The organism is Pseudomonas fluorescens, from assembly GCF_005938625.1.
GTDB lineage: Bacteria > Pseudomonadota > Gammaproteobacteria > Pseudomonadales > Pseudomonadaceae > Aquipseudomonas > Aquipseudomonas fluorescens_BD.
Window position 1 is genome coordinate 1 of record NZ_VCNJ01000116.1, and the last position, 11,118, is coordinate 11,118.

Annotated in this window: 10 protein-coding genes; 6 read left to right on the forward strand and 4 right to left on the reverse strand. The window is 59.9% G+C overall.

Going from position 1 to position 11,118, the window contains the following annotated elements; all coding sequences use genetic code 11:
* Positions 1 to 83 precede the first annotated feature (83 nt).
* The gene (gene hydA, locus FGA82_RS31855) at positions 84 to 1,523 is read right to left on the reverse strand and encodes a dihydropyrimidinase (RefSeq protein ID WP_141130140.1); all 1,440 of its coding nucleotides are present in this window, start codon (positions 1,521 to 1,523) and stop codon (positions 84 to 86) included.
* 625 nt (positions 1,524 to 2,148) lie between these two features.
* Here hydA and FGA82_RS31860 point away from each other — a divergent pair.
* From FGA82_RS31860 to FGA82_RS31870, 3 genes are all read left to right on the forward strand, one after another.
* Positions 2,149 to 3,633: an NCS1 family nucleobase:cation symporter-1 gene (locus FGA82_RS31860; RefSeq protein ID WP_141130141.1), complete on the forward strand. Its 1,485-nt coding sequence runs from the start codon at positions 2,149 to 2,151 to the stop codon at positions 3,631 to 3,633.
* A 136-nt stretch (positions 3,634 to 3,769) separates the two neighbouring features.
* Positions 3,770 to 5,053: a Zn-dependent hydrolase gene (locus FGA82_RS31865; RefSeq protein WP_141130142.1), complete on the forward strand. Its 1,284-nt coding sequence runs from the start codon at positions 3,770 to 3,772 to the stop codon at positions 5,051 to 5,053.
* A gap of 127 nt (positions 5,054 to 5,180) precedes the next feature.
* Complete coding sequence (locus tag FGA82_RS31870; protein WP_141130143.1) at positions 5,181 to 6,122, forward strand: DHH family phosphoesterase; 942 nt, start codon at positions 5,181 to 5,183, stop codon at positions 6,120 to 6,122.
* Here the strand turns inward: FGA82_RS31870 and FGA82_RS31875 are convergent.
* Together FGA82_RS31875 and FGA82_RS31880 are read right to left on the reverse strand one after the other, a co-directional pair.
* Positions 6,092 to 6,958, reverse strand: a complete 867-nt coding sequence (locus FGA82_RS31875; RefSeq protein WP_141130144.1) for a CAP domain-containing protein — start codon at positions 6,956 to 6,958, stop codon at positions 6,092 to 6,094. The two genes, FGA82_RS31870 and FGA82_RS31875, sit on opposite strands and share 31 nt — an antisense overlap.
* Before the next feature lie 274 nt (positions 6,959 to 7,232).
* Positions 7,233 to 8,003, reverse strand: a complete 771-nt coding sequence (locus FGA82_RS31880; RefSeq protein ID WP_141130145.1) for an alpha/beta hydrolase — start codon at positions 8,001 to 8,003, stop codon at positions 7,233 to 7,235.
* 112 nt (positions 8,004 to 8,115) lie between these two features.
* Here FGA82_RS31880 and FGA82_RS31885 point away from each other — a divergent pair, with 112 nt between their 5' ends.
* Positions 8,116 to 9,060, forward strand: a complete 945-nt coding sequence (locus tag FGA82_RS31885) for an aldo/keto reductase (protein WP_171057405.1) — start codon at positions 8,116 to 8,118, stop codon at positions 9,058 to 9,060.
* A 147-nt stretch (positions 9,061 to 9,207) separates the two neighbouring features.
* The gene (locus FGA82_RS31890; protein WP_141130146.1) at positions 9,208 to 9,411 is read left to right on the forward strand and encodes a hypothetical protein; all 204 of its coding nucleotides are present in this window, start codon (positions 9,208 to 9,210) and stop codon (positions 9,409 to 9,411) included.
* 7 nt (positions 9,412 to 9,418) lie between these two features.
* Here FGA82_RS31890 and FGA82_RS31895 read toward each other — a convergent pair whose 3' ends face one another.
* The gene (locus FGA82_RS31895; RefSeq protein ID WP_141130147.1) at positions 9,419 to 10,312 is read right to left on the reverse strand and encodes a LysR family transcriptional regulator; all 894 of its coding nucleotides are present in this window, start codon (positions 10,310 to 10,312) and stop codon (positions 9,419 to 9,421) included.
* A gap of 97 nt (positions 10,313 to 10,409) precedes the next feature.
* Here FGA82_RS31895 and FGA82_RS31900 point away from each other — a divergent pair, with 97 nt between their 5' ends.
* On the forward strand, positions 10,410 to 10,886 hold the full coding sequence (locus tag FGA82_RS31900; protein WP_141130148.1) for a (R)-mandelonitrile lyase: 477 nt from the start codon (positions 10,410 to 10,412) through the stop codon (positions 10,884 to 10,886).
* Positions 10,887 to 11,118: the final 232 nt, after the last annotated feature.

The window sequence follows — 11,118 nt, forward strand, 5'->3', positions numbered from 1 at the left end:
GCTCTTCCGATCTGCGTCCAGTGACGCGGAGCGTCACGGGCTTCATTCCCACGCAGAGCGTGGGAACGATCATCTTCGCGGGATCAGCGTTTAACTGCAGTCGGCTTATGCAACTCAGCCCGCTTGCTCAGCAAATCAAACACCGCCGGGTACGCCGGCCGTTCGATATACCGCCCGGCGCCGCGCTCTGCACGCAGGTCGCCATCGGCCCAGACCACCCGGCCTTGGCTGACGGTATGGCTCGGCACGCCGCGTACGGTTTTGCCTTCGAAGATGTTGAAGTCCACCTGCTGATGGTGGGTCTTGGCGGAAATAGTGCGGGTGCCTTGCGGGTCCCACAGCACCAGATCGGCATCGGCGCCGACGCGAACCGCACCTTTGCGCGGATAGAGATTGAAGATCTTCGCGGTGTTGGTGGAGGTGAGGGCGACGAAATCCTGCATCGATAAACGCCCGCTGTTGACGCCTTCGTCCCACAGCACCGCCATGCGATCTTCGATACCGGCCGTGCCGTTGGGAATCTTGCTGAAGTCATCGCGCCCTGCGGCTTTCTGCTCGGCGCAGAAGCAGCAATGGTCAGTCGCGGTGGTGTGCAGATTGCCGTTTTGCAGTCCGTGCCACAGCGCCTCTTGATGACCACGCGGACGGAACGGCGGGCTCATCACATAACCGGCCGCGGTCTGCCAGTCCGGGTGCTGATAGACGCTGTCGTCGAGCAGCAAATGCCCGGCCAATACTTCGCCGTAAACCGGCTGACCTTTACTGCGCGCATAGGTGATTTCGTCGAGGGCTTCTTTGGTCGAGACGTGCACCAGGTACAGCGGTGTGCCAATGGTTTCGGCAATACGTATCGCCCGGCTCGCCGCTTCACCTTCAACCTGCGAAGGGCGCGACAGCGGATGCGCTTCCGGCCCGGTGATGCCCTGGGCCATCAACTTGCGTTGCAGGTGATAAACCAGTTCGCCGTTTTCCGCATGCACGGTCGGCACCGCGCCGAGTTCCAGGCAGCGTTCAAAACTCGCCACCAGCGTGTCGTCGGCGGCCATGATCGCGTTCTTGTAGGCCATGAAATGCTTGAAGCTGTTGATGCCGTGATGGCTGACCAGCTCGGCCATTTCCTCACGCACCTGCTCGCTCCACCAGGTGATGGCGACGTGAAAGCCATAGTCGGACGCGGATTTTTCCGCCCAGCCGCGCCACTGATGAAACGCTTCCATCAATGACTGCTGCGGATTGGGAATCACGAAATCAATGATCGACGTGGTGCCGCCGGCCAGACCAGCCGCCGTGCCACTGTAGAAATCCTCACTGGCCACGGTGCCCATGAACGGCAGTTGCATGTGGGTGTGCGGATCGATGCCGCCGGGCATCAGGTATTGGCCGCTGCCGTCGAGGACTTGGGTGCCGGCGGGAACATCAAGGTTTTCACCGATGGCTTTGATCACGCCGTCGGCGCAATAGACGTCGGCGCGATAACTTTCATCATGGGTAACAACGGTGGCGCCACGGATCAACAGAGACATTCCGAGTTCCTCGCAGGCATTGACCGACTTGTGTCGGTTCTAGATGTTTTATTGATGTACAGCGTTGCAGGGTGTATTCCTGTCAGCGCTGTCAGGAATAGAAGCTAGTCGCAGATTTGCAATAGATCAAGATTATTTTTTATAAGCTTATGACTGTTTTAAGTGTATGAAAAATAACGATAAAAAACGTAAATCACCAAAATGGTGAGGCTGTTCACCATTTTGACGCACTTGACAGGATGGAAATATGAGCAAGATTTCCTATGTGAAATCAGCCGCTTGAAGTTGAGCTGCGGTTGCTCGCTCACGATGAAAATAAATGCAGTGCACCAGTTTGAGTCCTGTCTGTTCGGACAACTTGCCAGGTGTTTAGCCTGAGCACCCAGACAAGTTTCCGCGAACTCATCCGGTGAATAATTAAAACTGATGAATATCAGAAAGTTGCAAAGCGTTTGAAACACCGCCCGATGCGTAAGCGGGGCACCCGGCACGTTTATTGATGCCGCCGCTGACACCATGGCCGGTGCACGAAAGTTGTCAGTTCCTCCGGCCATCGTCCGGTTCGTACCCTCGGGTACAGCCGCCTGATGAGCAAAAAAATAATCAGAAGAACAGTGGAGCGGCCATGCAACAGAACAGATCGCAAGTGACCGAGCGCGACGGCTTGTTCGAACTCGAAGCCGGCAGCGACGTCCTCGACAGTCCCCGTTACAACCACGATATGGCACCGACCAAGGTGCGCGAACGAACCTGGAACAAATGGCACATCACCGCGCTGTGGGTCGGCATGTCGATCTGTGTGCCGACCTACACCCTCGGTGGCGTACTCACCGCCTACTTTGGCCTGACGGTCGGTGAAGCGCTGTTGGCGATTCTGTTTGCCAACGTCATCGTCCTGATTCCGCTGACGCTGAATGCCTTTCCCGGCACCAAGTACGGCATTCCCTTTCCCGTGTTGCTGCGCTCATCGTTCGGCATCCTCGGCTCCAACGTGCCGTGTCTGATTCGCGCGCTGGTGGCCTGTGGCTGGTTCGGTATTCAGACGATGTTTGGCGGATTGGCGATTCACCTGTTTCTTGGCTCGATTTTCGACGGCTGGAAATCCCTTGGTGGCACCGGGGAGGTGATCGGTTTCATGATCTTCTGGGCGTTGAATCTGTGGGTGGTGATTCGCGGCGCCGAGTCGATCAAGTGGCTGGAAACGTTGTCGGCACCGCTGCTGGTGGCGGTCGGCATCGGTCTGCTGGTGTGGGCGATGCCCAATGTTTCGATGACCGAGTTGCTGGCGATTCCGGCCAAACGTCCGGAAGGCGCCAGTGTGGTCAGTTACTTCGCCGCCGGGCTGACCGCAATGGTTGGTTTCTGGGCGACGTTGTCGCTGAACATTCCCGACTTCAGCCGTTACGCCAAGAGCCAGAAGGATCAGATTCTCGGGCAGATTTTCGGCCTGCCGCTGACGATGTTTCTGTTCGCTTCGCTGGGCGTCATCATGACCGCCGCGTCGGTAAAACTGGTGGGCGTGACCGTCTCTGATCCGGTCAGCCTGATCGGCCATATCCAGAGCCCGGTGTGGGTCGCGGTGGCCATGGCGTTGATCATCATCGCCACGCTGTCGACCAACACCGCCGCCAATATCGTCTCGCCGACCAACGACTTTCAGAACATCGCGCCCAAGGTGATCAACCGCACCAAAGCGGTGTTGCTGACCGGGTTTGTCGGGCTGTTGTTGATGGGCCATGAGTTGCTGAAAAAACTCGGTTTGATCGTTTCCGATGTCAGCCTGGAAACCGTGTACTCCAACTGGCTGCTGGGCTATTCGAGCCTGCTCGGGCCGATCGCCGGGATCATGGTGGTGGACTATTTCCTGATCAAGAAACAGCAACTGGACCTGGCCGGGTTGTACCGCGATGACGTGTATCCGGCGTGGAACCGGGCCGGGTTTCTCGCCTTTGGTGTGCCGGTGGTGCTGACCTTGTTGTCGCTGGGCAGCGATGCGTTCAGCTGGTTTTACAGCTACGGCTGGTTCACCGGCTCGGCGTTGGGCGGGATTATTTATTACGGGTTGTGCGTGATGCCGGCGCAACCCTCTGCCGTTAAAACAGCGGTGTAACAAATGATCGTTCCTACGCTCTGCGTGGGAATGCAGCCCGGGACGCTCCGCGTCCCAACAGCGGACGCAGAGCGTCCATGGATGAGTTCCCACGCAGAGCATGGGAACTATCGGTATCAGCACTGAGGAGATCCCCATGAACGCAGCCGTAGACGTTCTGCAATCAACCCATCAGCACATCAACCGCGATCGCCTGTGGGCCTCGCTCATGGAGCTGGCCAAGCTCGGCGCCACGGTCAAGGGCGGGGTCTGTCGCCTGGCCCTGACCGATCTCGACCGCCAGGCCCGCGACCTCTTCGTGCAGTGGTGCAAGGACGCCGGATGCAGCGTCACGGTCGATGCCGTCGGCAACATCTTCGCCCGTCGCCCCGGGCGCAATCCGAATCTGCCACCAGTGATGACCGGCAGCCACATCGACACCCAACCCACCGGCGGCAAGTTCGACGGCTGCTTCGGCGTGCTCGCCGGCGTCGAAGTCCTGCGCACGCTCAACGACCTCGGCGTGGAAACCGAGGCGCCGCTGGAAGTGGTGGTCTGGACCAACGAAGAAGGCTCGCGCTTCGCCCCGTGCATGATGGGTTCCGGCGTGTTTGCGGAGAAATTCACCCTCGAAGAAACCCTCGCCAAAGTCGATGCCGACGGCGTCACCGTCGGTGAGGCGCTCAACGCCATCGGTTACGCCGGCGCGCGCAAGGTCAGCGGGCATAAGGTTGGCGCTTATTTCGAGGCGCACATCGAACAAGGTCCGATCCTCGAAGACGAACAGAAAACCATCGGCGTGGTGCTCGGTGCGCTGGGGCAGAAGTGGTTTGATCTCAAGCTGCGCGGCGTCGAAGCTCACGCCGGCCCGACGCCGATGCACCTGCGTAAAGACGCGTTGGTCGGCGCATCGGTGATCGTCGGCGCCGTCAACCGCGCCGCCCTCGGCCATCAACCCCATGCCTGCGGTACGGTCGGCTGCCTGCAAGCCTATCCCGGCTCGCGCAACGTCATCCCCGGCGAAGTGCGCATGACCCTCGACTTCCGTCATCTGGAACCGGCGCGTCTCGATTCGATGATCGCTGAGGTGAAGCAAGTCATCGAAGCCACCTGTGAGGAACACGGTCTGACTTACGAGCTGACGCCGACAGCGGACTTCCCGCCGCTGTACTTCGAAAAAGGCTGCGTGGAAGCGGTGCGCGGTGCGGCGAAAGGGCTTGGCTTGTCGAATATGGACATCGTCAGCGGCGCCGGGCATGACGCGATCTTCCTCGCCGAACTCGGTCCGGCCGGAATGATCTTCGTGCCGTGCGAGGGCGGCATCAGCCACAACGAAATCGAGAACGCCGCGCCGGATGATCTGGCGGCCGGCTGTGCGGTGTTGTTGCGGGCGATGCTGGCGGCTTCGGCGATGGTCGCGGGAGGACAGCGCGCAGCCTGAAGATCAAAAGATCGCAGCCTTTGGCAACGCCTACAGGGAAACCATAAATCCTGTATAGGAGCTGCCGGAGGCTGCGATCTTTTCGCTGTCACCACAACGTCATGAAAATGTGCGATTTTGCCGGCCCATGAAAATCATCACCTGCGGCGCGTCCTATCTGGACATCGACGCCTACGCCTGCTGCATCGCCTATGCAGAATTGCTCAACCAGCAAGGCGTTCCCGCCCGCGCCGTCAGTAGCGCGCAACCCAACGCCAGCGTGTCGCAAACCGTGCTCGGTTGGGATGCGACTTTTGACGATTACCCGCCGACGCTGGACGATGAGTTTGTCCTGGTCGATGTCTCGGACTATCACCATTTCGACCCGTTGGTGGTGCTTGAGCGAGTGGTAGAAGTCATCGATCATCATCCGGGGTTCGAGCATTACTGGGTGCAGAAGCTTGGGTCTGCCGCCGATATTCGTCCGATCGGCGCTGCGGCAACTCAGGTTTTTCAGCGCTGGCAGGCGGCAGGTAGGCTGCCGCAGATCAGCGTGCAAAGTGCAGCGTTACTGGCCACCGCGATTCTCGACAACACGCTGAATTTCACCGGGCAGATGACCACGCCAGCGGACATTGAGGCCTACGCCGACCTCGCTTCACGGGCAAAACTGCCGACAGACTGGCCTCGGCAATATTTTCTGGAATGCCAGGCCAGCATCGAATCGGACCTGGCCGCTGCATTGGCGGCCGACTCGAAGCAGATGAAACCCGAAAGTAACCTGCCGTGTTTTTTTGCGCAGATGACTGTTTGGGATGCCGACGCCTTGCTGCAAAAACACCGGCCGATGATCAAGCGCTGGATGGCAGAGCAGGGCGATGACTGGCTGCTGAATGTGATCAGTATCCGCGACCGCAAAAGCTGTTTTCTGGCGCCAGCCGAGGTCAGCCAGCAAAAGCTCAATCATTTGTTGCCACTCGAATGGCAGGGCGGATTGGCCGTTCGGGAACCTTCAATACTGCGCAAAGAATTGTTGAAATTGGGACTTGGCGCGACCAGTCACTGCGCACCAAACACCATCGTCCAGTAAACCCCTTCATCACTGCGCGCCTCACTGGCAAACCCGGCGCCGACCTGGGTGAACATCGGGTTCATCAGATTGGCGCAATGCCCAGGGCTGGCCAGCCATCCGGCCATAGCCTTGCCCGGCGAACTCTGCCCGGCTGCAATGTTTTCGCCGATCTGCCGACCGCGATAGCCGGCCGCCCGGGCGCGATCGGCAGGCAGGTCGCCGTCCGGATCGCGGTGGGCGAAGTAGTTGCCGTAGGCCATGGCTTTGCTGTGCCCCTGCGCGGCGGCGCCCAGCGCGGCGTTCCAGCTCAATGGCCGGGCGGCGGCGAAGCGCTGGCGTCCGCACATCCGTGGCCGGGCGCGCGCGGCATTGACCTCAGCGAGCAAGGCCTTGCCGACGCTGCGGTTATCGCCGACGCGACGGTCGAGCACCGGCTGCGCCAACACCACTTGCCATTCATTGCGTGAGCGACTGACACCGATGTCGGCGTAGCTCGCATCCAGCAGCGCGGCGCAGTGCTCGTCTTGCAGCAGGTCGAAAGCTTCTTCGGCGTCCTCGGCGCCGATCACGCGAATACTGCGCACCGCAACGGCGGAATAACCGGACGACTTCAACGCTTCACGCATGCCGCCGGCGTAGCGATAACCGATCGGCAGGGCCAGGCTCGACTTCAGCGCCAACGGTGCCAGCCGTTGCGCCGGGCGTCGATCACAGCGTTGCGGATGGGCGCGATAGTCGTTGATGGCGGCCACCAGTTGCCGTTCCGCACCGGCCTGGGCGGTTTCAGCGAACAACGGTGAAAGGATCAGCAGGCACAGCGAAACGAAGCGAGACGAACGAACGGCGTGGCGCATGAGACGGGCAGCTCTGAAGGAGGACAGCGCAAAAGGTGAGTGAACCGCAGAAAGCGGCGCGAGTAGGACTGGGCTTTTTGGACTTGGTTCAAGGGGCGGTGAAGGCTTTACGGCGAAGCGACGAACAGTGGAATCAAACAGAGCGCTATGTTGCGCCGGATGACGCTATCGCGAGCAGGCTCACTCCTACATTTGGAATGCGTTCCCCTGTAGGAATGAGCCTGCTCGCGATGGCGTCACTGAAAACAATACAAAAGACACAGGCAGACCACTATCACCGATTCAACACATCTCCCATCCACTGCAAATACTGCACTCGGTCGGAGATCGAGTTATGCCCCGAATCCGGCACCACCCTGAGCACCGCCACGCCTTGCGGGAAGTTCTCCAGCAAACGCTCGGTGCTGGCGCGCGGAATCACCTCGTCGTCACTGGCCGCCAGCAACAACGTCGGCACGCGGATATGCGCGGCGTATTTGCCGGATTCAAAACGGTCCTTGAGCAACCACTGCACCGGCACCCACGGATATTGCCGTGCCGCGATTTCTTCGAGGCTGTTGTAAGGCGTCACCAGAATCAAATGTTGCACCGGTCGCTGACTGGCCAGACGCACGGCGACGCCCGATCCCAGGCTGCGGCCAATTAGCGAAACTTGCGGGTGGCTGGCGTACACCTGATCAAACAGTGCCAAGGCATCCTCGGCAATCGCCGCTTCGGACGGGGAACCGCCGCTGCCACCGAAGCCGCGATAGTTGAGCAGATACACCGCGTAATCAGGAAACGCCTCGGCAAACTCCGGCAGATTGCGCGAAACATCCTCCGCATTGCCGCCGAAATAGATCAGCGCCCGCGACCCGGCACGCTCGCGGGTGAGCACCGAAATCTGCGCGTCCGGCATCGACAGGGTCAGTTGTGAGTCGGTGCTGTTGACAGCATTGGGCTGCGGAAAATAGATCAGCGAGCGCTGAAAAAAGAACAGCGCCGCGCACAACACCAGGTACACGGCAACGATCAATGCGACGAGTGACATCAGGGTTCGGGACATTCGGCTACTTTTAACGGTGTGTGAAGGATCGCTGTCGCAGTGTAGTCCAGCCCTGCAACCGGGCCGCTCGCGCACACAACATGCAACAGATCCACGCAGCAGGGGAACCAGCATGAGCCACACTGAGGGTTACTCCCGTCGGCGATTGCTCACGCTGGCTGCCGGGGTTTCGGCGGTCTTCACCTTTGATCGGGCGTTGGCCACAACCACCACGTCCGCGACTTCCGGAGGCCACGCCATGCAGACCCGCGCCATCCCGTCCAGCTCCGAGTCGCTGCCGATCGTGGGTCTGGGCACCTATCGCGGTTTCGATGCCGCCCCGGGTAATCCGGCCTATCGACAATTGCCGGCGGTGCTGGATGAGCTGTTTACCAAGGGCGGCACGCTGATCGACAGTTCACCGATGTATGGCCGCGCCGAACAGACCACCGGCGAACTGCTGTCCATCCACGAGCCACGTTCGCCAGCATTTCTGGCGACCAAGGTGTGGACGCGCGGACGCGAGGAGGGCATCGCGCAGATGGAGCAGTCATTCAGCCTGCTGCGCACCGAACGCATCGACCTGATGCAGATCCACAACCTGCTCGACTGGCAAACCCACCTGCCAACCTTGCGTGAGTGGAAAGCCCAGGGGCGCATCCGTTATATCGGCATCACCCATTACACATCCTCGGCCTATGACGAAGTCGAAGCAGTGTTGAAGGCCGAACAACTGGACTTTCTGCAAATCAACTACGCCCTCGATGACCGTGGCGTGGAAAAACGTATTTTGCCTTTGTGCCGCGAACGCGGCGTCGCGGTGATCTGTAATCGGCCGTTCGGTGGCGGGGGATTGCTGGCGCGGCTCAAAGGCAAACCGCTGCCGGGCTGGGTGTCGGATGTGCAGGTCAACAGCTGGCCGCAACTGGCGTTGAAGTTTCTGCTTTCGCATCCAGCAGTGACGTGCGTGATTCCCGGGACAGGTAATCCGCGCTATATGGCCGATAATGCCAAGGCAGGGTTCGGGCCGATGCTGACCGATGCACAGCGGCATCAATTGATTGCGCTGGCGGGTTGATCGATCTCGCCAGCGAACCGCTACTCATGTTTGGTTCCTTGGCCCATTAATTTCCAAATGGTCTGAAGGACTGTCATATCTGACAGTTGGAAGGCTTGTGTTGGCGAGTAATCATGGAGACCTCCGCTTCACCGAAGAAGAACAATCATGGACGTGCAGAGCCGCAGATGCGCTTACCTCACTGGGGTTTGCCTCGTCTTGATATTGTTTGCTGCCTATGCCCTCGATGAAAAGTATGTGTGTATGGGAATGCAGCGCGGACAGATTGCGACGGTGGCGGCGAACTCTGTGGAAGCGGCAGTCAAAATAGCCAAGTCGTCCTGGGGGGCTGCGGGTTGTTATAAAAAATGACAAGTCCTCAGCCGCGATAGCGCAACGCCTCCAGCAATAATGCAAACGCCGGCGCGGCCTGGCGCCGGCTCGGGTAATACAGGTGATAACCGGCAAACGTCGGGCACCAGTCCTCCAGCACTTGCAGTAAACGGCCGTCGGCCAGATACGGCGCGACGATGTTTTCCGGGATGTAACTCAGGCCGAAACCGTCCAGCGCAGCGTCGAGCAGCGGGTAGACGCCGTTCAGGGTGATCTGCCCGGACACCCGCACTTTCAGGCTCTCGCCATCCTTCTCGAATTCCCAGCTGTACAGCCCGCCGTTGGTGGGCAGGCGCAGGTTGTTGCAGGCGTGATCGGTCAGGTCGCGTGGCGTTTGCGGCGCGGTTCGTTTGGCGAAATAGGCGGGTGAGCCCACCACTGCCATGCGCATGTCCGGGCCGATGCGCGTGGCGATCATGCCTTGCGCGACGTCTTCGCCCAGGCGCACGCCGGCGTCGAAACCCTGGCCGGCGATGTCGACGAAACCATAGTCGCAGCTCACCTCAACGGTGATGTCCGGGTACTTCGGCAGAAAGTCCTTGAGCACCGGGCGCAGCAGCCAATCCAGCGAGTGATCGGTGGCGTTGAGGCGGATCTTGCCGGCCGGTGTGTCGCGCAGGTTGCTCAGGGCCGCGAGTTCCAGTTCGATTTCTTCGAAGCGTGGGCCGATGGTTTGCAGCAGGTGTTCGCCAGCCTCGGTGGGCGAGACGCTGCGGGTGGTACGGGTCAGCAGGCGCAGGCCTAAACGTGCCTCAAGTGCGCGAATCGTGTGACTCAGTGCCGATTGCGAAACGCCAAGTTTGGCAGCGGCTTTGGTGAAGCTGCGCTCGCGGGCGACGGCGAGGAAGGCAAGCAGGTCGGTGGCGTTTTCCCGAAGCATTGATGAGTGTCCTGCATAAGTTTTTTTGAATTCTAGACGATTATCGGAATAGTTCGGCTGGGTAAAGTGGTGGCATTGATTATCTGGAGGAATTGCCATGAACCCGATTGCCGCTTCTGCGTTGACCCTTTCCCTGTTGGCGGGTGAGGTGCAGGCCAATGAAAACCCACGTGTGACGGTCACGCCCAATGGTTCGCAACCTTCGGCCAAAGGCCCGGCGGATTGGTTCACTGGCATTGTGCGCGTCGATGCGCCGTTCAAAGGCACCGAAGCGGCGCGGGTCAGTGGCGCGACGGTGACGTTTGAGCCAAATGCGCGTACTGCGTGGCATACCCATCCGTTGGGGCAGACATTGATCGTCACGGCCGGTTCCGGATTTGTGCAGGAGTGGGGGCAGCCGGTGCGTGAGATTCGTCCAGGGGATACGGTGTGGATTGCGCCGGGTGCCAAGCATTGGCATGGGGCGGCGCCCACCACTGCAATGACGCATATCGCGATTGCTGAAGTGCTCGATGGCAAGGTGGTGGAGTGGATGGAGCAGGTGAGTGCCGAGCAATATCCGCGATCCGAGTGAAGCGCTTCCCTCACCCCAGCCCTCTCCCGGAGGGAGAGGGGGCCGACCGAGGTGTCTTGCGCCATACATCGACCTGAAAGACCGAGTCGAATATGGATTCACAGCAAAGCGTTATCCATCGACCTGAAATGGCTGTGTCAATTATGGATTCACAGCAGGACGTTCACGTCGGTGCAGCCCTCAAATATCCCCGGATCGGTTCCCTCTCCCTCTGGGAGAGGGTTAGGGTGGG

What these genes read in the sequence shown, in the direction of transcription:
- FGA82_RS31875 (WP_141130144.1), bottom strand. Translation starts at nt 6,958, where the DNA reads ATGCGCCACGCCGTTCGTTCGTCTCGCTTCGTTTCGCTGTGCCTGCTG.
- FGA82_RS31870 (WP_141130143.1), top strand. Translation starts at nt 5,181, where the DNA reads ATGAAAATCATCACCTGCGGCGCGTCCTATCTGGACATCGACGCCTAC.
- FGA82_RS31890 (WP_141130146.1), top strand. Translation starts at nt 9,208, where the DNA reads ATGGACGTGCAGAGCCGCAGATGCGCTTACCTCACTGGGGTTTGCCTC.
- FGA82_RS31865 (WP_141130142.1), top strand. Translation starts at nt 3,770, where the DNA reads ATGAACGCAGCCGTAGACGTTCTGCAATCAACCCATCAGCACATCAAC.
- FGA82_RS31885 (WP_171057405.1), top strand. Translation starts at nt 8,116, where the DNA reads ATGAGCCACACTGAGGGTTACTCCCGTCGGCGATTGCTCACGCTGGCT.
- FGA82_RS31880 (WP_141130145.1), bottom strand. Translation starts at nt 8,003, where the DNA reads ATGTCCCGAACCCTGATGTCACTCGTCGCATTGATCGTTGCCGTGTAC.
- FGA82_RS31900 (WP_141130148.1), top strand. Translation starts at nt 10,410, where the DNA reads ATGAACCCGATTGCCGCTTCTGCGTTGACCCTTTCCCTGTTGGCGGGT.
- hydA (WP_141130140.1), bottom strand. Translation starts at nt 1,523, where the DNA reads ATGTCTCTGTTGATCCGTGGCGCCACCGTTGTTACCCATGATGAAAGT.
- FGA82_RS31895 (WP_141130147.1), bottom strand. Translation starts at nt 10,312, where the DNA reads ATGCTTCGGGAAAACGCCACCGACCTGCTTGCCTTCCTCGCCGTCGCC.
- FGA82_RS31860 (WP_141130141.1), top strand. Translation starts at nt 2,149, where the DNA reads ATGCAACAGAACAGATCGCAAGTGACCGAGCGCGACGGCTTGTTCGAA.